Source organism: Nocardia cyriacigeorgica (assembly GCF_005863245.1).
Classification (GTDB): Bacteria; Actinomycetota; Actinomycetes; order Mycobacteriales; family Mycobacteriaceae; genus Nocardia; species Nocardia cyriacigeorgica_C.
The window spans coordinates 99,355-125,209 of the sequence record NZ_VBUT01000003.1 but is presented as its reverse complement, the minus strand read 5'-3'; the positions used below and the strand labels follow the sequence as shown (position 1 = coordinate 125,209).

The 25,855-nt window shown below is 69.7% G+C and carries 11 protein-coding genes; 8 read left to right on the top strand and 3 right to left on the bottom strand.

Annotated features, from left to right (window positions below; translation table 11 throughout):
- Positions 1 to 143 precede the first annotated feature (143 nt).
- The 8 genes from FEK34_RS07075 (at position 144) to FEK34_RS07040 (ending at position 19,205) form a co-directional block, all read left to right on the top strand.
- On the top strand, positions 144 to 13,295 hold the full coding sequence (locus tag FEK34_RS07075; RefSeq protein ID WP_138447080.1) for a non-ribosomal peptide synthetase: 13,152 nt from the start codon (positions 144 to 146) through the stop codon (positions 13,293 to 13,295).
- Positions 13,292 to 14,293, top strand: coding sequence for an ATP-binding cassette domain-containing protein (locus FEK34_RS07070; protein WP_138447079.1), 1,002 nt, complete (start codon positions 13,292 to 13,294; stop codon positions 14,291 to 14,293). The genes FEK34_RS07075 and FEK34_RS07070 overlap by 4 nt, the downstream gene beginning before the upstream one ends.
- Complete coding sequence (locus tag FEK34_RS07065) at positions 14,290 to 15,108, top strand: ABC transporter permease (protein ID WP_138447078.1); 819 nt, start codon at positions 14,290 to 14,292, stop codon at positions 15,106 to 15,108. Before FEK34_RS07070 ends, FEK34_RS07065 begins: the two co-directional genes overlap by 4 nt.
- On the top strand, positions 15,105 to 15,926 hold the full coding sequence (locus tag FEK34_RS07060; protein WP_138447077.1) for an ABC transporter permease: 822 nt from the start codon (positions 15,105 to 15,107) through the stop codon (positions 15,924 to 15,926). The genes FEK34_RS07065 and FEK34_RS07060 overlap by 4 nt, the downstream gene beginning before the upstream one ends.
- A gap of 68 nt (positions 15,927 to 15,994) precedes the next feature.
- The gene (locus FEK34_RS07055) at positions 15,995 to 16,240 is read left to right on the top strand and encodes a DUF2191 domain-containing protein (protein ID WP_138447076.1); all 246 of its coding nucleotides are present in this window, start codon (positions 15,995 to 15,997) and stop codon (positions 16,238 to 16,240) included.
- On the top strand, positions 16,240 to 16,677 hold the full coding sequence (locus FEK34_RS07050; protein ID WP_138447075.1) for a TA system VapC family ribonuclease toxin: 438 nt from the start codon (positions 16,240 to 16,242) through the stop codon (positions 16,675 to 16,677). Before FEK34_RS07055 ends, FEK34_RS07050 begins: the two co-directional genes overlap by 1 nt.
- A gap of 527 nt (positions 16,678 to 17,204) precedes the next feature.
- Positions 17,205 to 18,167, top strand: a complete 963-nt coding sequence (gene nrdF / locus FEK34_RS07045) for a class 1b ribonucleoside-diphosphate reductase subunit beta (protein ID WP_138447074.1) — start codon at positions 17,205 to 17,207, stop codon at positions 18,165 to 18,167.
- 120 nt (positions 18,168 to 18,287) lie between these two features.
- Positions 18,288 to 19,205, top strand: a complete 918-nt coding sequence (locus FEK34_RS07040; RefSeq protein WP_138447073.1) for a hypothetical protein — start codon at positions 18,288 to 18,290, stop codon at positions 19,203 to 19,205.
- Between the two features lie 15 nt (positions 19,206 to 19,220).
- On the opposite strand, the gene mgtE is transcribed toward FEK34_RS07040, so the two are convergent.
- From mgtE to FEK34_RS07025, 3 genes are all read right to left on the bottom strand, one after another.
- Positions 19,221 to 20,585, bottom strand: a complete 1,365-nt coding sequence (gene mgtE / locus FEK34_RS07035; RefSeq protein ID WP_138447072.1) for a magnesium transporter — start codon at positions 20,583 to 20,585, stop codon at positions 19,221 to 19,223.
- A 523-nt stretch (positions 20,586 to 21,108) separates the two neighbouring features.
- Positions 21,109 to 25,431 carry a type VII secretion protein EccCb gene (eccCb, locus tag FEK34_RS07030; RefSeq protein ID WP_138447071.1) on the bottom strand — a complete coding sequence of 1,441 codons (4,323 nt, stop codon included), beginning with the start codon at positions 25,429 to 25,431 and terminating at the stop codon, positions 21,109 to 21,111.
- Positions 25,424 to 25,783 carry an effector-associated constant component EACC1 gene (locus FEK34_RS07025; RefSeq protein ID WP_138447070.1) on the bottom strand — a complete coding sequence of 120 codons (360 nt, stop codon included), beginning with the start codon at positions 25,781 to 25,783 and terminating at the stop codon, positions 25,424 to 25,426. Before FEK34_RS07025 ends, eccCb begins: the two co-directional genes overlap by 8 nt.
- Positions 25,784 to 25,855: the final 72 nt, after the last annotated feature.

Below are 25,855 nucleotides of genomic sequence, written 5' to 3'. Positions count from 1 at the left end.
GGCCGATACGCCCACGGCGCACCCCGCGCCGGTTCACACTGGACTTGTCGTGTCGATGCTGCGCGGCGAGTACTACCACCACCGGGGTCGCTCGGGGGCGACTGCCCCGGTCGGCTACAGCGCGGTCGGAACGTAGGACTTCCATGACACAGCTATCCTCCGCACCCACCGACTCCGCACCCGCTCTCCCGACGGGCGCGTTCCCGCTCTCTGCCGCCCAGCGCGGTATCTGGTTCGCCCAGCACGTCGCGGGCGACATCCCGATCTCCATCGCCCAGTACATCGAACTGGCCGGGCCGATCGACGCGAAGGCTCTTGCGGCGGCCGCGCGGCAGGCCGGACGCGAGTTCGGCACCGGGTATCTGCGGCTGATCGACGTCGACGGACATCCGTTCCAGGTTGTCGATCCCACCCTGGACGACAGCATCCTCGAGCTGGACCTGCGCGGGGAGCCGGACCCGGAGGCCGCGGCGCACACCTGGATGCGTGCCGAATACTCCGCGCCGCTGGAGCTGACCCGGGATCGGCTGGTGCGGATGGCGATGCTGCGGCTCGGCGACGATCGCTGGTTCTGGTACTCGCGCATCCACCACATCGTGCTCGACGGCATGGGCGCGCTGGCCATGGTGCAGCGCACCGCCGAGCTGTACAACGCGGCCGTCGAGGGCAGGCAGGCGCCGCCGTGCAAGGCCGAGGACCTGCGCCGCATCGTCGACGCCGATCTGGCCTATCGCAGCTCCGACCGGTTCTCCGCCGACCGTGAGTACTGGCGTGAGCACCTGGCCGGGATGGCCGATCCGGTAAATCTGGCCGGGCGCACCGCCGAGGTCGACGCGCATCCGGCCCGCGTCGCGGGTGCGCTGCCCGCCGAGACGGCAGCCCTGCTGGACGAGGTGGCCGAGGCGGCGGGTTCCGGGATGGCGCCGACGGTGGTGGCCGCGTTCGCCGCCTATCTGTCGGCGATGACCGGGGCGGGCGAGGTGGTGCTGAGCCTGCCGGTGTCGGCGCGGATCACCGCGACGCTGCGGCGTTCGGGCGGGATGATCGCCAATGTGGTGCCGCTGCGGCTGAGCCTGTCGCCGGCCATGACGGTGGGTGCGACGATCCTGGCTGCGCAGAGCGAGCTGACCGGTGCGCTGCGGCGCCAGCGCTATCGGCAGGAGGACATCGTCCGTGATCTCGGCTGGTCCATGGACGAGGCCGCCTCCTTCGGCCCGACGGTGAATCTGATGATGGCCGATACCAGGATCGCGCTCGGCTCGGTCGTGGGCCGCCTGAACGTGCTCACCTCCGGGTTGATCGACGACCTGTTCGTCAACCTGTATCCGGGCGTCGGCGGGGAGAGCACCCATATCGACTTCCAGGCCAACGCCAACCTCTACAGCGACACCGAACTCGCGGCCCACCACGAACGGTTCCTGCACTTTCTGCACCAGTTCCTGGCGGCCGGCATCGACGCACCGCTGGCCGCCATCGAGCCACTGACCCACGCCGAGCAGGGCGAGCTGGTGCCAGCGCATGGCCCGGCCGGTGGTGCTACACATACGCTGCCCGAACTGCTTGCCGCGGTGCGCGACCCGGAGGCTGTCGCGCTAGTCGGCGGCGCGGCGCGCCTGACCTATCGTGAGGTCGACGAATACACCAACCGGCTCGCCCGCGTGCTGATCGCGGCCGGGGCCGGACCCGAACGCGGTGTCGCCGCGGCCATCCCGCGTTCGGTGGAATCGGTGCTGGCGATGTTCGCGATCGCCAAGACCGGCGCGGCGTTCGTGCCCATCGATCCGACGTATCCGACCGACCGTATCGAGCACATGCTCGACGACAGCGGTGTGGTCGCCGGCGTCACGGTGGCCGACGCGCGCGAGGCGCTACCGGAGTATGTGGATTGGCTGGTGCTCGACGATTTCGCCACCGCCGAATCGGTGGCCGCGCAGGATCCGGCGCCGGTGCGGGACGCCGACCGCCGCGCACCCGTCCGGCTGGATCAGGTCGCCTACATCATCTACACCTCCGGATCCACCGGTTTGCCCAAAGGTGTGCTGGTCACCCATCGTGGGCTCGCCGATCTGGCCGCGGGCTCCGGTGCGGGTTTCGGGGTGGACGCCGATGCTGTTGTCGCACATGCCGTCTCGCCCAGCTTCGACATCTCGGTCGAGGAGATTCTGATCGCCTACACCGCCGGTGCCACGCTGGTGGTGGTGCCGCCCGCCGCGTTCGCGGGCGAGGAGCTGGCCGAGGTGCTGCGCACCTTCGAGGTCACCCATCTCAATGTGACGCCGACGGTGGTGGGATCGCTGGATCCGGCGACGCTGCCGCGGCTGCGGACGGTGGTCGTCGGCGGTGACGCCTGCCCGCCGGAACTGGTGACCACCTGGGCGGGCCGCGCGCTCATCAACGGCTACGGGCCGACCGAGACCACCGTCACCGCCACCCTCACCGCGCCGATGACGCCCGGCGCCCCGGTCACCATCGGCAGCCCCGCGCGCGCGGTCCGTGCGGTGGTGCTGGATTCGTGGCTGCGCCCGGTGGCGCCGGGCGCCGTCGGCGAGTTGTATCTCGCGGGCCCCGGGGTGGCGCGCGGCTATCACCGGCGGACCGGGCTGACGGCGAGCAGGTTCGTCGCCGACCCCTACTCCCCCGGCGAGCGCATGTACCGCACCGGCGATTTGGTGCGCTGGATCGCGGCGCACGGGCGGCACGAGCTGGAATACCAGGGCCGCAGCGACTTCCAGGTCAAGATCCGTGGTTTCCGGATCGAGCTCGGCGAGATCGACGATGCGCTGCAACGGCAACCGGGGGTCGAGTTCGCCTTGACCATCGGCGCCGAAACACCTGCTGGGTCAACGGCTCTGGTGTCGTATGTACTGGCCGCCGAGGACGTCCATCCGGAGGCTCTGCGCGCGGCGGTGGGCCGGAGCCTGCCCGCCTACATGGTGCCTTCGGTGATCATGATGCTCGACCGGGTGCCGCTCACCCCGCTGGGCAAGGTGGACCGCAAGGCGCTGCCCGCACCGGATTTCACCCCGGCCCCGACCACCGGGCGGGCCCCGTCCACTCCCACCGAGCACACGCTCGCCGCCCTGTTCGCCGAGGTCCTCGGCCTGGACGCGGTGGGCGTCGACGACAGCTTCTTCGCACTCGGCGGTGACAGCATCGTCTCCATCCAGCTGGTGTCGCGGGCCAAGGCGGCCGGATTGGCCTTCAGCGCGCGCGATGTGTTCGAGCGAAAGACGGTGGCCGCCTTGGCCGCTGTCGCCACCGAGGTGGCGTCGGAGGAAATCCGTGAACTGCCCGGCGGTGGGGTCGGAAGCATCGACCTCACACCGATCGTGTGGGCGATGGTGGAGCAGGGACGCCCGTGGCATCGGTTCGCCCAAGCCGTGCTGATCGGGCTGCCGGACGGGTTCACGCGGGATCGGCTGAGTGCCGCGCTGGGGACTGTCATCGACCACCACGATGTGCTGCGGTCGACATTGCGGCCGGTGGGCGATGAGTGGGAATGGGTTGTCGCGGCACCGGGTTCGGTCGACGTCGACGCGCTGATCGACGTCATCGACGCGGGACCCGACCCCGAAACCATTTGTGAGCGCGCCCTCCAGGACGCCGCCGACCGACTCGATCCCGAGGCCGGTGTCGTGGCCCGCTTCGTTGTCATCGAGCACGCCGACGCCGAACCGCTGTGCTGGCTGGTGCTGCATCATCTGGTCACCGACGGCATCTCCTGGCGCATCCTCCTGCCGGATCTGGCCATCGCGGCCACCGGCGGCGCACTCGCGCCCGTGGGCACCTCGTTCCGGCGCTGGGCACGCGCCCAGACCGAGCAGGCCGCGGCCCGCGCGGCCGAACTGCCGGTGTGGCAGCGCATCCTGTCGACCGACGATCCCGCGATCGGCCGCCGCCGACTCGATCCCGCGGTCGACGTGGTCGCCACCATGGGCCGCCATCAGATGACGATCCCGGCCGAGACCGCCGACGCCGCGGTGAGCACGGTGCCCGATCGTTTCCATTGCGGCGCCGACGATGTGCTGCTCGCCGCACTGACGATGGCGCTGTGCCGCTGGCGGTCCCGCACCGTCGCGCTGATCACCCTCGAAGGGCACGGGCGGGCCGAGCAGATACTGCCCGGCGCCGATATCGCGCGCACCGTCGGCTGGTTCACCAGCGTGTACCCGGTCGCGATCGACCTGACCGGCATCGACCTCGACGACGCGTTCGCCGGTGGGGACGCCGCGGGCGCCGCGGTGAAGGCGGCCAAGGAACAGTTGCGCGCGGTCCCGGACAGGGGCGTCGGCTACGGCATGCTGCGCTACCTCGCCCCCGACACCGCCGCGGCCCTGGCCGATGCACCGCAACCGCAGCTCGGATTCAACTACCTCGGCCGGGCCGGCACCGCTACCTCCGGCGCCTGGCTGCCCCGCCGCTTCGCCGCCACCCAGGACGAGCGCGCACCGCTGCCCGCCGTGGTCGATATCAACGCCGTGCTGACCGCGGACGGGTTGGAGGTGACCTGGGACTACGCGGGCCACCTGCTCGACGCCGACGAGGTGAGTGAACTCGCCGAGCTGTGGGGTGAAGCCCTGCGAGCACTGGTCGCGCATGCCGGCACACCGGGCGCCGGTGGACGCTCGCCGTCGGACTTCGACCTCGTCACGGTCACCCAGGCCCAGATCGACGACTGGGAGCGGCGCTACCCCGATCTGGTGGACGTGTGGCCGCTGTCGCCGTTGCAGTACGGGCTGCTGTTCCATGCCCGCTACGACTCCGACACCGCCGACGGTTACACGGTGCAGTCGCTGCTCACCCTCGCCGGCGTCGTCGACGCGGACCGGCTGCGCAGCGCCGCGCAAGCGCTGGTGGACCGGCACGAGAATCTGCGGGTGGCGTTCACCGAAACCGAGGACGGTCCACGTCAAGTGGTGCTCGGGGCAGCCGAGGTCGGCTGGCAGGAGATCGATCTCACCGCTGCGGGCGACACCGAACGCGATCGTGAACTGAACAAGCTGATCGCCCTGGACGCGAACACCCGATTCGATCTGACCCGACCGCCGCTGCTGCGGTTCACCCTGATCCACACCGGGCCCGACACCTACCGGCTGATCATGACCAACCACCACCTGGTGCTGGACGGCTGGTCGACGCCACTGCTGGTGCGTGAACTGCTCACCCTCTACGTCACCGCGGGCGACACCAGCGCGTTCGCACCCGCCCGGTCCTACCGCGAATTCCTGGCCTGGCTGGCCGAACAAGACCAGGACGCGTCGATCCAGGCGTGGTCGCGGTATCTGGCCGGCGTCGACACGCCCACCCGAGCGGTCGCGTCGCTGGCCGATATCGAATCCCCGCAGACCGCCGAGATCTCCGCCGAACTCACCGCGCAGACCCTCGCCCGGCTGGAATCGGCGGCCCGTGACTGTGGGGCCACGGTCAACACGCTGGTGCAGGCGGCGTGGGCCATGCTGCTGGCCATGCTCACCGGCCGCACCGACGTGGTGTTCGGCGGCACGGTGTCGGGCAGGCCGCCCGAACTCGCCGGCGTCGAGGACATGGTGGGGCTGTTCATCAACACGCTGCCGGTGCGGGTGCGGTTCGAGCCGGGTGAGTCGATCGCGGACCTGCTCGCCCGCATCCAGGCCGATCAGGCCCGGCTGCTCGACCATCAGCATGTCGGACTCGCCGCCATCCACCAGGCCGTCGGGCTGCCGGAACTGTTCGACACACTCGCGGTGTTCGAGTCGTATCCGATCGATCGGGAAGCACTGTCGCAGGCCCTCGACATCGCCGGGATGCGGGTGCTCGATGTGGCAGGTACCGATGCCACGCCGTATCCACTGAACCTCATGGTGATTCCGCTGCGCGGGCTCGACGGCCGCGATTGCCTGCGGATCACGCTGAAATACCTCGCCGACCACTTCGACGCGAGCGAAGCGGGCCCGCTGCTGGATCGTTTCGTCCGGCTGCTCGTCCAGCTCGCCGACGATCCCCAGCGCCCGGTGGCCCGGCTGCGCTACTGCGACGACGTCGAAGTGGCCGCACTCGCACCGGTGCAGGGCCCGCCGTCGGCGCCGCAGCGGCCGCTGCCCGACATCCTCGCCGACGGCGCCCGCCTCGACAGCGCCGCCATCGCGGTGGACGCCGGCGAACTCACCATGACCTACGGCGATCTCGACGCCTGGTCGAACCGGTTCGCCCGGGTGCTGCTGCGGCGCGGCGTGGGCCGCGAGGTGTTCGTGGTGCTGGCCTTGACCCGATCGCTGGAATCGGTGGTGGCGGTGTGGGCGCTGGCCAAGACGGGCGCGGCGTTCGTGCCACTGGATCCGAGTCATCCGGTGGAGCGGATCGAGCACATGCTCACCGATTCGAAGGCCCCCATCGGCGTGACCGTGACCGAGATCGGCGCGACCTTGCCCGGCACCATCGACTGGCTGCTGCTCGACGACCTGCCCACCATGCGCCGCGCCATGACCGTCTCGGCCGAGCCGATCACCGACGACGAACGCGGCGGCCCGATCGACCTGGACCAGACCGCGTATCTGATCTACACCTCCGGTTCGACCGGCAAGCCGAAGGCCGTCCTGGTGAGCCACCGCGGTATCGCGAATCTGGCTGCGGGCAAACGGGAATCGCTCGGCATCGATGCGTGGGCCGCGGTGTTGCAGGTGGCCTCGCCGAGTTTCGACGCGTCGGTGTCGGAGCTGGTGATGGCGCACAGCGCGGGCGCGCGGCTGGTGGTTTCCCCGCCGGAGGTATACGGCGGCAGCGAACTCCAGCAGCTACTGCGCAGTCGGCGGGTCACGCACGCGGTGATCACGCCGTCGGCGCTGGCCACCATGGAACCGACCGATCTGTCGGACCTGCGGGTGCTCGCCGTCGCCGGTGAGGCCGCGACCCCGGAGCTGATCGCGCGCTGGGCCCCGGGCAGGCGCATGGTGAACGTGTACGGCCCCACCGAGTTCAGTGTGTGGGCCACCGGACCCGCCGAACTCACCGCGGGTGCGCCGATCACCATCGGCGGCCCGATCCGCGGGGCGTCGGCGCTGGTGCTCGACACCTGGTTGCGTCCGGTTCCGGTCGGTGTCGCGGGCGAGCTGTACCTGGCCGGCCCGGCGCTGGCCCGCGGCTACTTCAACCGGCCCGCCTTGACCGCAGGGCGTTTCGTCGCCTATCCATCGGGCGACCCCGGCGAGCGGATGTACCGCACCGGCGACATGGTGCGGTGGGTGCGCGACGGCGACTCCGGCCTGGCGCTGGAGTATCTGGGGCGCAGCGACTTCCAGGTGAAGATCCGTGGCCTGCGCATCGAACTCGGCGAGATCGACGCGGTGCTGTCGGCGGCCGGCGACGTCGAGTACGCGGTCACCATCGGCCGGGCCGGACCGGCCGGGGCGACGGTGCTGGTGTCGTATGTGCTGCCCGTCGCGGGAGCGACGCTCGACCCGGAACAGCTGCGCGCCAGGGTCGCCGCCGAACTGCCCGGCTACATGGTGCCCGCCTATCTGGTGGTGCTGGACGAGATCCCGTTGACGCCGGTCGGCAAGCTGGATCGCGCCGCCCTGCCGGTGCCGGATTTCGCCGCGGCCCGCCGCCCCTACCTCGCCCCGCGCGGACCGGTGGAGCAGGCCGTCGCCGAGGTCTTCGCCGACGTGCTCGGCAGCGAACGGGTCGGCGCGGACGAGTCGTTCTTCGAACTCGGCGGCAATTCCCTCAGCGCGACCAGGGTGGTGGCACGGGTCAACGCGGCACTCGGCTCGACCATCGCGCTGCGCGATCTGTTCGACGCGCTGACCGTCGCCCAGCTGTCGGCCCGGATCGTGCCCGCCACCGACGGCGCGCGCGGCCGGTTCGTGCTCGCGCCACGGGTGCGCCCGGACCGGGTACCGCTCTCGCCAGCCCAGCAGCGCATGTGGGTGCTCAACCGGATGGACCCGGCGTCGCCGGCCTACAACATCGCCGTCGCGCTGCGCCTGACCGGCGAACTCGATCTCGCCGCCCTGCGCCGGGCACTGCGCGATGTGGTGGCCCGGCACGAAAGCCTGCGCACGGTCTATCCCGCCGACGCCGAGGGGCCGCGTCAGGTGGTGATCGGCGCCGAGGTCGCCACGCCGGCACTCGAGATCACCAATACCGATGACGGTGCGGCGCTGCGGGTCCGGATCGCGGAGCTGACCGGGGCCGGTTTCGACATCACCGAGCAGCCGCCGCTGCGGCTTGGCCTGTTCCGCCTCATCGGCACGCCCGAACCGACGCATGTGCTGGTCCTGGTGGTACATCACATCAGTGCCGACGGATTCTCCATGGCGCCGCTGGCCACCGATCTGATGGCCGCCTACTCCCGGCATCGGTCCGTGGCAGTGGGTGGGCCGTCGACGGAGACCGAGGTCGAAGAGGCGCCGCTGCCGGTGCAGTACGCCGACTTCGCCCTGTGGCACCGGGAGCTGCTCGGCAACGAGTCCGATCCGGAATCCCTGGCGGCCCAGCAGATCCGGTACTGGACCGACACCCTCGCCGGCGCCCCCGATGTGCTCGATCTGCCCGCCGACCGGCCGCGGCCCGCGGTGCAGTCGATGCGCAGCGCGGATGTGCCGCTCACCATCGACGCCGCACTGCATCGCCGCCTCACCGAACTCGCCGCCACCACCGAGACCAGCGTGTTCATGGTGCTGCACGCGACGCTGGCGGCCGTGCTCGCCCGGCTCGGCAGCACCGACGACATCGTCATCGGCACGCCCGTGGCCGGTCGCGGCGATCAAGCGCTGGACCGGCTGGTCGGCATGTTCGTCAATACTCTTGCCCTGCGCACACCGGTGGATCCACGCCGGGGTTTCGCCGAGTTCCTCGCCTCGGTGCGTGGGCGAGATCTGGACGCGTTCGCCGCGGCCGATGTGCCCTTCGAACGGCTGGTGCAGATCCTGGACCCGCCGCGCTCGACCGCGCACCACCCGATCTTCCAGGTGTCGCTGTCGTTGCAGAACTTCGTCGAACCGGTGCTCGAACTGCCCGGCCTGCGGGTGGAGGTGCAGGACTTCCAGCGCGACACCGCGCAATTCGATCTCATTCTCGACCTGCGCGAACGCTTCGGCCCCGGCGGGCCGGAGGGTGTGCAGGGACTGTTGACCTACGCCACCGACCTGTTCGAGCCCGAGACCGCGGCGACGCTGGCCCGGCGGTGGGTGCGGCTGCTGGCCGCCGTCGTCGCCGATCCCGAAGTGGCGCTTGCCGAGATCGATCTTCTCGATGATGCCGAACGCGCCGAGCTGGTGCCGGTGTGCGGGCCCGACAGCGCGGGAACCTCCACGCTCGCGCAGATCCTCACCCGGGCCGCCCGGCAGTATCCGGACCGTCCCGCGATCATCGCCGACGGGCGGATGCGGACCTATCGCGAGCTCGACGCCGACGCCGACCGGCTCGCCGCGCAACTGACCGAGGCGGGCGCGGGCCCGGAAACCGTTGTCGCCCTCGGCATGCCACGCTCGGCCGCGCTGCTCACCGCCGTCTGGGCGACCGCGAAGACCGGTGCGGCGTTCCTGCCGGTCGACCCGAAACATCCGGTGGACCGGATCGAGCACATGCTCAGCGATTCCCGCGCCCGGCTCGGCGTCACCGTCTCCCCCCACCGGTCCGCCCTGCCCGACAGCACACAGTGGATAGTCCTGGACGAGATGACCACGTCGCAGCAGCCGACACCGGGTCCCGTCGCGCAGCCCCACCCGGATCAGCCCGCCTGGCTGATCTACACCTCCGGCTCGACCGGCACCCCGAAAGGCGTCACCGTCACCCACCGCGGGCTCGCCGATCTCGTTGCTGCACAAGGAGAGCAGCTCGGGCTGGACGCGCGGGCCCGTGTCCTTCAGGTGGCGTCGCCGAGCTTCGACGCCTCGATCTTCGAGGCGCTGATGGCGTTCGGTTCGGGTGCGGCGGCGGTCGTCGCGCCGCCGGAGGTCTACGGCGGCAGCCCGCTGGCCGAGTTGATCGCCACCGAGCAGGTCACCCACCTGGTGATCACGCCCTCGGCGCTGGCCACCGTCGACGCCGACGCGGTATCGAGTGTGCGGATGCTGGCGGTGGCGGGCGAGGCGGTGGGCGCCGAGCTGGTCGAGCGCTGGTGCAGCGGACCCCATCGGCGGATGCTCAACCTGTACGGGCCCGCCGAATTCACCATTTGGGCGACGGCGTCGCGGCCGCTGCTGCCGAACTCGCCCGTCACCATCGGCACGCCGATTCGCGGGGCTGCGGTGCTGGTGCTCGACGATCATCTGCGCCCGGTCCCGGTGGGCGTCGCGGGCGAGCTGTATCTGACCGGATCCGCGTTGGCGCGCGGCTATCACAACCGGCCCGGGCTCACCGCCGCGCGATTCGTCGCCGACCCGTTCGGCGCGCCCGGCACCCGCCTGTATCGCACCGGCGACCTGGCCCGCTGGGTGCGGACGAGCACGGGCACGGTGGAGCTGGAATATCTGGGGCGCACCGACTTCCAGATCAAGGTGCGCGGCCAGCGGGTCGAGCTCGGCGAGATCGACGCTGTGCTGGGACGCGCCGATGGCGTCGACTTCGCCGTCACCCTCGGCGTCCCCGGCCCCACCGGATCCACCGCGCTCGCGGCCTACCTGGTGCGCGCGCCGGGCGCCGAGATCGACCTGGCCGCGGTGCGGGCATTCGCCGCCGACATCCTGCCGTCGTACATGGTGCCCGCGGCATTCGTCGTGCTGGACGAGATACCGCGCACCGCCGTCGGCAAATTGGATCGCGACGCGCTGCCTCCGCCCGTCTTCACCACCGAACAGACCGCCTACCGCGCGCCGCGCACGCCGACCGAGCAGGCCCTCGCCGAGATCTTCGCCGAACTGCTCGGGCGGGACCGGGTGGGCGCCGACGATTCGTTCTTCGCGCTGGGCGGCGACAGCATCCTGGCCATCCAGCTGGTGTCGCGGGCGAAACTGCGCGGCATCGCCTGTACGCCGTTGCAGGTGTTCGAACATCGCACCGTCGCGGCGCTGGCCGCGGCCGCCGACGCGGCAGGGCCCGCGGTCACGCTGGAGGAGCTGCCCGGCGGCGGTGTCGGCGAACTGCCGCTCACCCCGATCGTGCGCTACATGATCGAGCGGGGCGGCGATTTCGCCCGGTTCGCCCAGACCGCGGTGCTCGAACTGCCGCCGGGCATCGACCGCGAGCAGCTGGTCACGACCCTCACCGCCGTGGTCGACCGGCACGACATGCTGCGCTCACGACTGCACCATGACGGTACGGACTGGCAGTGGAGCGTCGCGGCCCCTGGCGCGGTCGACGTCGGCGCTCTACTGCACCGGATCACCTTCGACGCCGGGGCGGATACTGTCGAGCTGCACGAATTCGCGGTGACCGAACTGGATTCGGCGCTGCACCGGCTCGACCCGGCCGAGGGCGTCCTCGCGCAGTTCCTCTGGCTGGATCCGGTCGGCGCGGCCGGCAGCCGGACCGCATCCGGCCGGTTGATCGTGGTGCTGCACCATCTCGCCGTCGACGCGGTGTCCTGGCGCATCCTGGTGCCCGACCTGATCGCGGCGTGGGCGCAGGTCAGCACCGGATCCGCGCCGGTGCTCGCCGAGACCGGCACCTCCATGCGCCGCTGGTCGTACGCGCTGACCGAGCAGGCCCGCACCGAGCACCGCATGGCCGAACTGGACTACTGGCGTGCGATCGTGGACGGCCCTGATCCGCTGCTCGGACCGCGCGCACTGGATCCGGCGATCGACCTGTCCGACACCCTGCGCACCGTCGACATCGACGTCTCCGCCGACGTCACCGCCACCCTGCTCACGAATCTGCCGCGACTGTCGGGCGGCGGCGTCAACGACGGCCTGCTCGCCGCGCTCGCCCTGGCCCTGATGCGCTGGCGCGCCCGCCGCGGCACCACCGAATCCACCGCGCTGATCCGGCTCGAAGGCCACGGCCGTCAGGAGGAGGTCGTTCCCGGGGCCGATCTGTCGCGGACCGTCGGCTGGTTCACCAGCCTCTACCCGGTGCGGCTGACCCTCACCGGCATCGATACCGACGAGGCGTTCGCCGGCGGCCACGCGATGGGCGCCGCGCTGCGGGCGGTCGAACGCACGCTGCGCGCGGTGCCGGACAAGGGCATCGGCTTCGGCCTGCTGCGCTACCTGAATCCCGAGACCGCGCAGCGGCTTCCGCGTGAGCTGCCGGGACAGATCGCGTTCAACTATCTCGGCCGCTACTCCACCGGCGACATCCCGGCCGGCCTGGAGGGCCTCGGCTGGCTGCCGACCGACGACCTCGGGGAGCTGCCCGCCCCCGAACATCCCGATGTCCCGCTGATGTCGGCGCTCGCGGTGGATTCGGTGGTCATCGGCGACCGGTTGCACGCGACATTCGGCTATCCACGCACCCTGCTGGACGGCGCCGACGTCACCGAACTGGCCGATCTGTGGGTAGAGGCGCTCGGCGCACTCGCCACCTACGCGCGCTCACCCGAAGCCCAACTCACCGAGGCCGCACCGCAGGCACCCGCCCCGACATCGGGTCTCGGCCTCGACGTGCTGCTGCCGATCCGCCCCGACGGCAGCGAACCGGCCCTGTTCTGTGTCCACCCGTCCTCCGGCATGGCCTGGAGTTACCTCGGTCTGGCCGAACGGCTGCGCCCCGGCCGCCCCATCTACGGGCTGCAAGCACCCGATCTATCCGGTCGCGAACCCTCGGCCCGCTCCATCGACGAGTTCGCCGACCGCTATATCCGCGAGATCCGCGCCCTTCAGCCCGACGGGCCCTACCACCTGCTCGGCTGGTCCTTCGGCGGACTGATCGCCCACAACATGGCGGCGAAACTGCGCGCGCAGGGCGCGACGGTCGGCGTGGTCGCACTGCTGGACGCCGACACCGCCGATATCGACGGCGACAGCATCGAGCGGCTCACCCCCGGCGGATTCGTCAACAGCTTCGGCACCGTCTTCGGCATCGACAACGTGCCCGCCGACGCCACCGCACAGGAGGCGGCCGAGCTGATCCGCGAACGATTCGGCGGCGTCACGATCATCGATGCCCCCACCATCGAACGCATGGCGGCCTCCTACAACGCCTCCGCCCGCACCCGCACCGGCTACCAGCGCCCGCGCTACGACGGCGACCTGCTGTATTTCAGCGCCACCGTCGACAGCTCCGACATCTTCGGGCCCGAGGGCTGGCGGCCGTATGTGACCGGGGCCATCACCAACCACGACGTCGACGTCACCCACGACGAAATGACCACCCCCTACGCGCTCTCGATCATCGCGCAGGAGCTCGATACCCATCTGGGAGGCCCGCAATGAGTCCCGACCACGGCGTTCTCGTCGAAGGCATCGAGAAATCGTTCGGCGCCGTCCACGCCCTGCGCGGCGTCGACTTCCACGCCGCACCCGGCGAGGTGCTCGGCATCCTCGGCCCCAACGGCGCGGGGAAGACGACGATGGTGAACATCCTGTCCACCCTGATCCCGCCGGATCGCGGACGCGCGGTGGTCGCCGGGCACGATGTGGTCGCCGACCCGGCCGCGGTGCGCCGGTCCATCATGCTGACCGGCCAGTACGCGGCGCTGGACGACATGCTCAGCGGCTACGAGAACCTGGTCATGTTCGGCAGGCTGATGGGTTTGCGCAAACGCGCCGCCCGCGCCCGCGCCGACGAACTGATCGCCGCCTTCGACCTGGTCGCTGCGGCGGGACGGCGGGTCGGCACCTATTCCGGCGGTATGCGGCGCCGCATCGATATCGCCTGCGGGCTGGTCGTGCGCCCGGATGTGGTGTTCCTGGACGAGCCGACCACCGGCCTCGATCCGCGCAGCAGGCAGGGGGTCTGGGATCTGGTCGGCGGATTCCAGCGGGCGGGCATCACCACCCTGCTCACCACCCAGTACCTGGAGGAGGCCGACGCGCTCAGCGACCGGATCATCGTCATCGATCACGGTGTGGTGATCGCGGCGGGCACCGCCGACGAACTCAAGGCCCGCACCGGCGGCAGCTACTGCGAGGTGGTGCCGCTGGATCTCGGTGATCTGCCCGCCATCGCCGACGCGCTCGGTGCGCTGCTGCCGGAAGGGAATCGGGCGATGTTCACCACCGAATCCGACCGCATCGCGATCCCGGCCCCGGACGGTGCGAGAACGCTGGCGGAGGCGCTGCGGCGGCTGGACGCGGCCGGGGTCGAACTGGTCGATATCGCGTTGCGCCGCCCGTCACTCGACGATGTGTTCCTCCAGCTCACCGGGCACCTCGCCTCCACCGAGCCGACGGCCGAGCCGGAACCCGCTGCGGCACAGGCGCTGCCATGACCGCCGCCGTCTGGTCGACGGGCGCGCGGGCCCGGCCGGTCACGACCGCGCAGTGGTGGGTGCTCACCGCCCGGTTCATCGTGCCGTCGGTGAAATCCGGTGAAATCCTGTCCTCGATCCTCGCACCGGCCGCCTTCACCGCCAGCTTCTACCTGCCGCTGAAGACGGTGATGATGTTCGCCGGCACCGGATTCAGCAGCTACGCCCAGTTCATGATGCCGATAGTGATCCTGCAAGCGGCCGCGTTCACCGCCATCTCGGCGGCGTTCCGGTCGGCCACCGATGCCGTCGCCGGACTCAACCGGCGCTTCGGCGCCATGCCGATCAACCCGTTCGTCCCGGTCGCCGCGCGCATGTCGGGCAATGTCTTCCGGTTGATCATCTCGCTCACCACGGCGCTGGTGTGCGGGTACGTCATCGGGTTCCGGTTCCGCCTCGATGCCGCGCATACACTCGGATTCCTGCTGTTCGCGCTGCTCGTCGGCATCGCGTTGACGCTGGCGGCCGACGTCATCGGCACGCTGTCGAAGAGCCCGGAAGCCACCACGCAGGCGCTGGTGCTGCCGCCGTTGATCCTCGGCATGCTCTCCACCGGACTCGCCCCCGCGGCCCAATTCCCCGAGTGGGTGCAACCGTTCGTGCGTAACCAGCCGGTCTCCCAGTTCGTCATCGCCTTGCGCGCCCTGGCCGGCGACACCCTCGGCAACGCAGGCGAAGTGTCGTGGTCGCTGATGGGGCCGCCGCTGGCCTGGGCCTTCGGCATCCTGACGGTCTGCGCGCCGGTGGCGGTGCGACTGAGTGCGCGGAGGCGATGATGACCCTGCCCGCCGCCCGCCCCATCGACCTGCTCGCCGCACCGGAAACCTCGGCGGCCGCGTTGATCCGGCACACCGTCATCCAGACCCAGCGGCTGCTGCTGCGCTGGGCCCGCAACCCGATCACCCTGCTGGAAACCCTGCTCATCCCCTGCCTGCTGCTGCTCATGCTCGACATCGTGGTGGGCGGGCAGATCCAGAAGTTCACCGGCCAGGACGCGCTCTACGGATCGGTGCCGATGGTCGCCGTCGTCGGCGCGCTGTCGGGTGCGGTCGCCGGCGGGGTGCTGCTCGGACGCGAACGCGATGCCGGGCTGCTCGCCCGGTTCTGGGTGCTTCCGGTGCACCGCGCGTCCGGTCTGGCGTCGCGGATCCTCGCCGAGGGCTGCCGGATCTTCGCCGGAACCATCACCGTGGTCCTCGTCGGCTACCTGCTCGGCTTCCGCTTCCAGCAGGGCCTCGCCGCGACGGTCGCGTTCCTGCTCGTGCCGACCCTGTTCGGCCTGGCCTTCGCCACCGTGGTCACCGCCGTCGCCGTCTACACCGCCAAAGCCACCCTGGTGGAGGCCATTACGATCCTCACCTCGCTGATGATGTTCTTCAGCACCGGCTTCGTCCCGCTGGCCGCCTACCCGCAGTGGCTGCAACCGATCGTGCGCAACCAGCCGATGTCGACCGCCGTGGACACCATGCGCGCCCTGGCCCAGGGCGGTGAACTGGCCCGGCCACTCACCCTGACGCTGCTGTGGTCGGCCGCCGCGATCGTGCTGTTCGCGGTGCCCGCCACCATCGGATACCGGCGGGCCAGCAGGCGGTAACAAGCACCGATGAACATCGGATCATCAGATCAGAATCATCAAATCATCACACCTTCTAGCATTGATGTATGCGAACTACGGTGACCTTGGATGACGACCTGGCACTCCGCCTAGAACGCTGGCGAATACAGCGCGGGTCTACGTTCAAGGACGTACTCAACGAGGTGATCCGGCGCGGACTCGATGCCCTGGACGCTCCGGCACCGCAACGCGCCGACATCGACATCCGGCCACTGCCGCTCGGCCGCCGCGTTGTCGATATCGACAATGTCTCCGAAGCCCTGGCCATAGCCGACGGCGAGGACTTTCACTGATGTACCTGGTCGACGCGAACATCCTCATCTATGCCACCGATGAGCAAGCGCCGCACCACGAACAGGCCCGTGACTGGCTCGCCGAGGCACTGGCCGGCCCGAGCCAGTCGGTCGCACTGCCGTGGCCGAGCCTGTTGGCCTACTTGCGGATCACTACCAATCCGCGAATCTACTCGCCGCCGGCACCCATCACCGAGGTGTGGGATCGCATCACGACATTCCTCGCCGCACCAGCGGCGTGGACTCCCGCGGCCGGCCCGAGGCACCAGCAGCTGATCGATCAATTGATCGGCGAGGCGCGGCCGACCGGAAACCTCATCCCAGACATGCACCTTGCCGCACTGGCGATGGAACACGGCCTGACCGTGGTCTCCACCGACTCCGACTTTGCCAAATTCATCAATGTTCGCTGGCTCAACCCCTTCCGGGAGTCCTGAGGACCGGCCCCGGACTCACGGCAAACCTCTCCCGGCGAGTCCCGCACATCCCCGCGAAGGGCAGCGGCTCTCCCGACGGCGGAATCACCGCGGCCCGCACCATCGGCGTCGCGGAACGACACGCCAACACCTACCCGGACAGCGGCGCCCCCGGCGGGATGCCGCTGGGCGCCGGTAACGGCCGGCCCGCGGGATCCCACCCAGCGGCACCCGCCCGCAGCCGGGGCAACTGAGTAGTCCGCACGGGTCCGGGCATGCCCCGAAACACCCCCACCTGCGGGTCCGGCAAATCCTCCGCGATCGTGCGCGACGCACCCGGCACCGATGCACGCCCCGGCCCGGCGATGGCGGACAATGGGCGAACGGCAGCGGCCGTCACAGCTCCTCACCGCATCGGTGGGGATGGTCGCTCGACACAAGGTGTTGTGTTGTCTGGAGTTGTCACCCACAAGGAGTAGTGTTCTGGGTGTAGGGAATTCCGTGACAGCAGCGTGCTCGGATGTGCGCGGGAAAGGCGTGGAGGCAGGATGAAACTGATCGATCGGGTGTCGGCCATCAACTGGAATCGGGTGCCCGACGAGAAGGATGCCGAGGTCTGGGACCGGCTGACCGGCAACTTCTGGCTGCCGGAGAAGGTGCCGGTGTCCAACGACATCCCGTCGTGGAACACCTTGACCGCCGACGAGAAGCAACTGACGATGCGGGTCTTCACCGGCCTCACCCTGCTCGACACCATTCAGGGCACGGTCGGTGCGGTGAGCCTGATCCCCGATGCGCTCACCCCGCACGAAGAGGCGGTGCTCACCAATATCGCGTTCATGGAGTCGGTGCACGCGAAGAGCTACAGCTCGATCTTCTCCACGCTGTGCTCGACCCGCGAGATCGACGACGCCTTCCGCTGGTCGGAGGAGAACCGCAACCTCCAGCGCAAGGCCGAGATCGTGCTCGACTACTACCGCGGCGACGAACCGCTCAAGCGCAAGGTGGCCTCCACGCTGCTGGAGAGCTTCCTGTTCTACTCCGGTTTCTACCTGCCGATGCACTGGTCCTCGCGGGCCAAGCTCACCAACACCGCCGACATGATCCGGCTGATCATCCGCGACGAGGCGGTGCACGGCTATTACATCGGCTACAAGTACCAGAAGGGCCTCGAGCAGGTCACCCAGGCCGAACGCGACGAGCTCAAGAACTACACCTTCGAGCTGCTGTTCGAGCTCTACGACAACGAGGTCGAATACACCCAGGACCTCTACGACGAGGTCGGCCTCACCGAGGATGTCAAGAAGTTCCTGCGCTACAACGCGAACAAGGCGCTGATGAACCTCGGCTACGAGGGCCTGTTCCCCAAGGACGAGTGCGAGGTGAACCCGGCGATCCTGTCGGCGCTCTCGCCGAACGCCGACGAGAACCACGACTTCTTCTCCGGATCCGGTTCCAGCTACGTCATCGGCAAGGCCGTCAACACCGAAGACGAAGACTGGGAGTTCTAGACCCGGCGGTCTGCTCGAGCCCGGCGTCCACGATTCGATCGTGGCGTCGGGCTCGAGTTATTTTGTCCTCGAGACCGGTCCCCCTCGGTGGGTCGGCGTCCACCCGAGGGAGTTTCGTTGTTGCGTCGCCTGGCAATCGTTGCCGCAGTAGTGATCGGCGGCGCCGGCTGTCAGCAGCAGAGCGCGTCGAGCCCGGTCGATGAGATCTGGTTCACTCCCGCCGTTTCCGAGGCGCAGGTCTCCGAGGTGTTCCAGCGGATTCGCACCGTCGATGCCTGTGCGCTGGTGCCGCGGTCGGCGCTGGAAGAACACGGGGCCGTCAGCGAGGTGCACGTCGGCGGGCAGACGATCCACGGCTGCCGAGCCCGCCTCGACGCCGCCGGATCGCCCGTCGAAGCCACCTGGTCGCTGGCGTGGGCGCCGGCCGCCAGCGCCGTGCAGGAGACCCGGCGGGTCGGTGAGGTCAAGGTCGAGGTGATCTCGCCGGAGGATCTCGGATCCACCGCGGACCCGAAACAGTGCTGGGTGACCGCCGAATTCCCGTCGATGGCGCAGATCGTGCTGACGGTCCAGGCACCGACGCCGGTCGACACCTGCGCGATCGGCAACGCGGTAATCGACACCGCGATCGAGCAGCTGCCGGAAAGCCCCGGCTACGGCTCGTCTCCGGATTCGGTGCGCACCGTGCTCACCGGCGCCGACCCGTGCGAGGCGCTGCCCAAGCTCGCCGCCACCCCGCTGCCGGTGCACGACTACCAGACCGCCCAGACCTGCCGCTTCGGCACCGCGTACGCGCCCACCGCCATCGAGTACGGCTATCAGGCCGAAGCCGAGATCCCCCGCGACCAGACCATCACGATCGATAACCGCACCGTCTACGTGGGCCGCGTCGGCGGCGGCCAATTCATCGGCTACACCTTCGCGGTCGGCCCGGAGTTGCCCGGCGGCGCGCTGCCCGTCATCACCGTGCTCGGCACGAACCAGCCGGAGGTCGAGCGGGCCCGCGACCAGCTGATGACGATGTACCCGCTGCCCTGAGCGCGGCGGCCCGGCTCAGATGCCGAGCACCAGCTTCGCGGTGGTGAAGTAGATGATCAGGCCGGTCGCGTCGACCAGCGTGGTCACCATCGGCGCCGACACCACCGCCGGGTCGATCCGCAACCGCTTGGCCAGCAGCGGCATGGTGCCGCCGATGGTCGCCGCCCACCCGCAGATGATGATGAGCGTGACGCCGACGACCACCGCGATGCGCGGGCCGACGAAGAAGGCGCCGATCACCACACCCGCCCCGGCCAGCATGGACCCGAGCACCAGCCCCACCCGGCATTCGCGCCAGATCACCTTCAGCAGGTCGCTGCCGCGCACTTCGCCGACCGCCAGCGCACGCACACACGCGGTGGCGGCCTGCGCACCTGCATTGCCACCCGCGCCGATGAGCAGCGGGATGAACAGCGCCAGCTGCGCGGCCTGTTCGAGGGTGCCCTCGAAGAAATCGGTCACGCTGACGGTCAGGGTCGCGGCCAGCAGCAACAGCAGCAACCACAGCGCCCGATACCGTGCGAGCTGAAACACCCCGGCGGCCATGTAGTGGCCTTCCCACGGCGAGGAACCGGACTGCTTGGCGACGTCCTCGGTGTCGGCGGCCTCGATGACCTCCACCGCGTCGTCGAAGGTCAGCAGCCCGACCAGGCGGTCCTCACTGTCGACGACGGGGAGGTTGAGGTCGTTGGTCTCGCGCATCAACCGGGCGGCCTTCTCCGCGGAGTCGGTGGCGCGCACGAACGCGGGCGCGGTGACGACCAGATCGGCCACCATCGTCTCGGGGCTGCTGAGCACCAGCTCCCGCAGTTCCACGATGCCGCGCAACCGGCGTCCGTTGTCGACCACCGGCAGGGTGTAGACGGTTTCGGCGCCCGCGCCCTTGAGCTGCACGGTGCGCAGCGCTTCGGCGACGGTCAGATTGCCCGGCAGCGCAACGACTTCCGGCGTCATGTAGCGACCGACCGAGCCCTCCGGGTAGCCGAGCAGGGCGGCGGTCATGCGGCGTTCGCGCGGGCTGAGCCCGGCCAGCGCCTTCTTGGCGACCTTGGCCGGCGCCTCGCGCAGCATGCGGGCGCGGTCGTCGGGCGCCATGGCCTCGACCAGTTCACGGAAACTCTGATCCCGCATGCCCTGCAGGATCTGCTGCTGGTCGACCGGCTCGAGCTCTTCGAACACCGCCAGCGCGAGGTCCTTGTCGAGCAGCCGGAACGCGACACCGGCGCCGACGGCGTCCATGCGGGCGATCTCATCGGCGATGACGTGCGGTGGGTGGGTGTCGAGCCAGTGCAGGGCGGCGTCGACGCGGTGGCGTTCGACGACATCCTGCAGGGATTCCGACAGCGTGGGACGCTCGTGGATCAGTTCGGTCTGCGACATGGCAAAGTCCTCGGCACAGCAGTGAGTTGGCGAGTGAATCGGAAAATCGACATCACACCGCGGGCGCTCACGCCAGTCGCTACCGCCGGAAGAACCTGCTACCGGGAATGCGAAGGCGCGGCGCCGCGCGGCCTTCGACTGGGAGGTTCGCTGCGCATCGCAACACCACCTCCTCCGGAATTCGCCGCCGCGTCACATCGCGGCCGGTCCCCTCTACCGGCGGACGGTCGCCCACCGGTTCTGATGCAAACGCATTCCCGTGCAGGATACATCCCATCTGTCCCGCCCGCGCACCGACTCGTTCGTCACACGGCGTTTCTCCTCCCGGGCGTGTCGGACGAGCTGTTCCCGACTCCGGCCGTCACATCCGCTGGGCACCTGTGGACACCGCACCGGGTAAGGCACTGGTCGGGTTCGGATTACGGCGCTGCGGCGCCGCCCCGCCGAGCCGGTGGGATCTTTGTCACGGCGTGGTCGCTCGGGTACTTGCGGTTGCCGGGACCTCCGGCGATCGCGATGGGTCTCACACCTGTGGCAGGTAGCTGATCTGCACCAGCTCGGGTGGGCGGGAGCGGGTGACGTAGGTGCCGCGGCCGGGGGGCTGGGTGGTGGGTCGGACGTTGGCGAGCAGGGCGCCTTCTTCGGGGGAACCGCTCAGCACCACGCCGTCGGCGCCGAGGTCGCGGAGCCGGCCGAGGACGGGGTCGTGCAGGGCCAATGCGGCGCCGGCGCTGGCGCGCGCGATGATCACGTGCAGGCCGATGTCGTGGCCTTGGGCGAGGTATTCGGCCAGCGGCGCCAGCGGATTGCCGGTGGAGGCGGCGCAGACCCGCTCGTAATCATCGACGATGACGAACAATTCCGGCCCGCGCCACCAGCTGCGGTCACGCAACTGCTGCGGCGAGACATCCGGACCGGCCGTGCGTTTCTCGATGAACTGCACCACGGTGTCGACGGCCTCGGTGATCGTCTGCGGCGTGGGCGAATAGCGCGCCACCTGCGGCAGCCCGGAGGATATCTCCAGCAACCTGCGCGCCGGGTCGATGACGACGAGCGCCGCCTCGTCCTTGGTGGCCGCGCGGCCGAGGCCGTCGACGATATTGGCCAGCAGCGTCGTTTTCCCGGATTCGGCGTCCCCGAAGACCACGAAATGCGGCTGTTTGGCGAAATCCAGGGACAGCGGGGCGAGGTCGGTCGCGCGCAGGCCGATCACCACATGGCGGGCGCTCTGCTCGATGCCCTCCGCATCGGCGATGGCCAGCAGATTCTCCCGCGCCACCCGCATCGGCAGCGCCCGCACCTCGGGTGCGCGCCTGCCCGGGTAGCGCTGGGCGAGCATGCGACCCGACGACAGCAGATCACCGGCGGGGGCACTCAGCTCGGCGCCCGACTCCAGCCGCGGCATCGCGATCATCATCGATTTGATCCTGTTCCCGGCGCGGACCAACCCGCGGCCCGGCGTGCCCGGCACTCGCGCGGCATCGTTCTTGTTGAACTCCGATTCGCCCGGATCGTCGAGTCGCAGTTCGAGTTTGGTGCCGAAACGTTCACGGAACACCGGACGCAGATGGGCCCACCGCACCGCCGACACGATGACGTGCACCCCGTAGCCGAGGCCGTCGGCGGTGAGATCGATCAGATGCTGTTCGAGCGCCTCGTCGTGGCGGCGGGCGTAGCCCCAGTCGTCGACGACGAGGAAGACATCACCGAACGCGTCGGCCCGCGCCGGATCCGGCATCGTCGCGCGCCGTCGCCGGTACTCCGCCATCGAGGCAATCCCCAATTCCTGGAACAGCTGCCGCCGCCGGCTCAGCACCGCGGCGACTTCGGCGACGGTGCGGCGCATCCGGTCCGGCTCGCCGCGCCCGACCACCGCACCCACATGCGGCACCTGCTCGAGGTCGGCCAGCACCCCGCCGATATCGAGCACATAGAACTGCACTTGCTCGGGTGTGTGGGTGGCCGCCGCCGACAGCACGATCGTGGCCAAGGTGGTGGACTTGCCCGATCGCGTCCCACCTACGACCGCGACGTTGCCGTCTTCGCCGCCCAGCGAGAGCACCAGGGCGCGTTGCAGCTGCTCGAACGGATCGTCCACCACACCCACCGGCAGTTCCAGCATGCCGAAGCCACCCGGCGCCCAGCGGTGGTCGGTGATCAGTTCGTCGATGGTGGCAGGCTCCGACAGCGGCGGCAACCAGATCCGGCGCGCGGGCACACCGGCCGCACGCACCTGCGATACCAGCGAATCCAGCAGGGTTCGTTGCACACCGCGCGCCTCGGCGTCCTGGTCGTGGCGCCGCTCGGGCCGCGCCAGGTAGGCGGTTTTGAACCGGATGGGTGCGGCCGCATCGGCTTTCAGATACGCGAAGCCGGGCGTACTCGGCAACTCGTAGGCATCCGGTACCCCGAGCACCATGCGCGATTCGGCCGCCGAGAACATGCGCAACCCGATCCGGAAGGACAGGTAGGCCTCGAACGGGCCCAGCCGATAGCCCTCGAGACGCGCCGAGGACAGCAGCAGATGCAGACCGAGCGCCCGCCCACGGCGGGCGATGGCGACCAGCGTGTCGCCGAAATCCGGCTTCTGGGCGAGTAATTCGGTGAACTCATCGATCACCAGGACCAGCGCGGGCAGGGGCTCGAGGTCGCGCCCGCGCCTGCGGGCGGAATCGTAGGCGGCGATGTCGGCGTAGTTGTGCCTGCGCAGCACCTGCCTGCGCCGTTCGATCTCACCGGCGAGGGTGGCCATCAGCCGATCGACCAGCGGCAGCTCCGCGGCCAGGTCGTTCACCACGGCCGAGACATGCGGCAGCGGCTGGAGTCCGTCGAAGGTTTCGCTGCCGCGGAAGTCCACGAGCAGGAAGTTCACCGCGTCCGGCGGATGGGTGACGGCCAATCCGAGCACGATGTCTTTGAGCAGCATCGATTTACCGGATCCGGCCGCGCCGACGATCAGCCCGTACTGGCCCATCCCCGATTCGCCGACCTGCTTGAGGTCCAGCTCCACCGTCTCCCCCAGATGGGTGACGCCGATCGGGATGCGCAGCCGCTCGTGTTTGGAGCGGTGCTGCCAGGCCACTTCGAGGTCGAGCCGGTCGTCGGCGCCGATACCGAACAGGTCGGCGAAATCGACATTGCCGTCGAAGGAGGGGCGGCGGATCTCACCGTCGGCCGGGCGCGCCGGCCAGGCCGCAGCGACCCGGCTGACCAGTTCGGCGGCGCCGTCGGCCAGATCCGGCAGCACCATCTTGTCCGGCGGCAGTTCCCGCAGGTCGGGCATGGCGATGCGGAACGGGCGGCCACGGTACAGCGCCCAGCCCGGCCCGTCGGGCAGGCGGGCGGCCCGTTCGGGGTGGATCCGCGATTCGTGCGGACGGTGCAGCCGCAACTCGATATGAGACGGCAGCAGATCCGCCAGCCAGTCCGGCGCCTCGCTCCAATCGCGCACCGTCGCCACCACGTGCACGCCGTATTCGGGTCCGGCGCTGGCCACTTGACGCAGTATGGCGGCGAAATCCGGGATCTGCTCGCAGAAATCGCCCCACCGGTCCAGCAGCAGGAAGATGTCGGCGGCGGGCCCGCCGACCAGCACCGACCGCGCCGCGCGCAGGCTGGCGGGTGAGTCGATGTTGTTGGCGCGGTACATCTTCTTGCGGGAACGGATCTCGGCCACGATGGTTTGCAGCAGCGACAGCACCTGCTCGGGTTCGTCGTCGCCCGCGACGCCGGCGATATGCGGCAGCGCGCCCATCGATCCGAGCCGGTTGCTCGATTCCAGGACGTAGATCTGCGCTTCGTCGGGGGCGTGGGTGAGCGCGAGCGAGCCGGTGAGGGTGCGCAGCAGCGTGCTCTTGCCCGCACCGGCGCGTCCGACGACGAGCAGGTTGCCGTCGGGTCCCGCGAGGTCCAGCCAGACCGTCTCCCCCGCCGCGCCGTCGGTGCGGCGTTCCTGACCGACCGGGACCTTCAATCGCCCGGTGCCCCACCAGGCCTCGGCCCGCAGACCGAGGGTCGCGTCCTGTTCGAGGCGCCCGAGCAGCCCGCCGAGCTGCACCCGGTCGCCCACCTCGACCGCGCCGGGATGCCTGCGCCGCACCTTGGCGATATACACCTCGTCCTTGAGCAGGCCGTAGTGGTTCGGCGTCTGCCTGCTCGTGCGGGCACGCACTTCGGCGAGGGTGTAGGTCCACAGGTCGTGGGCGCTGATGCGGCCGCTGCCGTTGTCGGCCAGGCCGGTGCCGATGCCTTTCACCATGGCGGCGGTGAAGATCGATAGCGGCGCCGACTGGTCGGCGCCGCCGCGCCCGTCCTCGGCGGTTTCCACCGCGCTGGTCGCGGTGAGCACGCAGATGCCCTCGCCCGCGGCGAGTTCCTGGCCGACGTCGTCGATGGTCGGGGTCGACTTCATCACGTCGGCACCGAGGAAGGCGCCGCTGTAGCAGCAGTCGAGCAAGATGACCTTCGCCGCGGCCGCGGAATCCTTGATCAGCTCCCGGATGAAGGTGGCCGAGATGCCGGTGCTCGACAGCAGTTGCGGATCGGTGTTGCTGGTGGCCAGGTACAGGTTCTGCCGGGTGCGCAGGCCGTGGCCGGAAAAATAGAGCAGCACCACGTCGTCGGGCCCGGCGCCGCGGAACAGGCGCTCGATACTGCGCTCGATTTCGGCCTTGGATTCGTTGATCAGCAGGTCGGTGGGCCGGAAGCCGCCGATTTCCGGATCGCGCAACAACTCTCGCAGTTGCTCGGCGTCGGAGACCGGCGCGTAGAGCCGCGACAGCCCGTCGAAATGGTAGGTGTCGTTGGCGATGAACAGCGCGATGCGTTGTCCGGCCGGACTATTCATCGGTCAGCAGGTCCAGCAGCCGGTCGATCTGTTCGGCCGAGGCGGCGGTGATGGTGACCTCGCGCTTGCCCTTCTTGACGGTGATCGACCGCGCCTGGGCCCGGTCGATGAACTTGGCGACGATATCGCGCACCACCCACGCGGCCGTGCCGAGCGCGCCGCCGGAGACCGCGAGCTGGCCGATCTGTTCCACCACACCGGATTTCGCGCCTTCGGGAGCCGGTGCGGGCACGGTGCTCACCCGCACACCACGAATCTCCTCGAGGTCGGCCCGCAGCTCGCCAGTGACCTGGTCGAGCCAGTCCGGCCCGCGGCGACCCCCGCCATCGATCACGAATACGACATCACCCATGGCCGCCGCCCCTCTGGTCACACACTCCCTATGCGACCACAATAGCGCCGGCCACCGACAACGTCGCCAAAA

What these genes read in the sequence shown, in the direction of transcription:
- mgtE (WP_138447072.1), bottom strand. Translation starts at nt 20,585, where the DNA reads ATGTCGCAGACCGAACTGATCCACGAGCGTCCCACGCTGTCGGAATCC.
- FEK34_RS07075 (WP_138447080.1), top strand. Translation starts at nt 144, where the DNA reads ATGACACAGCTATCCTCCGCACCCACCGACTCCGCACCCGCTCTCCCG.
- nrdF (WP_138447074.1), top strand. Translation starts at nt 17,205, where the DNA reads ATGAAACTGATCGATCGGGTGTCGGCCATCAACTGGAATCGGGTGCCC.
- FEK34_RS07025 (WP_138447070.1), bottom strand. Translation starts at nt 25,783, where the DNA reads ATGGGTGATGTCGTATTCGTGATCGATGGCGGGGGTCGCCGCGGGCCG.
- FEK34_RS07050 (WP_138447075.1), top strand. Translation starts at nt 16,240, where the DNA reads ATGTACCTGGTCGACGCGAACATCCTCATCTATGCCACCGATGAGCAA.
- FEK34_RS07070 (WP_138447079.1), top strand. Translation starts at nt 13,292, where the DNA reads ATGAGTCCCGACCACGGCGTTCTCGTCGAAGGCATCGAGAAATCGTTC.
- eccCb (WP_138447071.1), bottom strand. Translation starts at nt 25,431, where the DNA reads ATGAATAGTCCGGCCGGACAACGCATCGCGCTGTTCATCGCCAACGAC.
- FEK34_RS07055 (WP_138447076.1), top strand. Translation starts at nt 15,995, where the DNA reads ATGCGAACTACGGTGACCTTGGATGACGACCTGGCACTCCGCCTAGAA.
- FEK34_RS07060 (WP_138447077.1), top strand. Translation starts at nt 15,105, where the DNA reads ATGATGACCCTGCCCGCCGCCCGCCCCATCGACCTGCTCGCCGCACCG.
- FEK34_RS07065 (WP_138447078.1), top strand. Translation starts at nt 14,290, where the DNA reads ATGACCGCCGCCGTCTGGTCGACGGGCGCGCGGGCCCGGCCGGTCACG.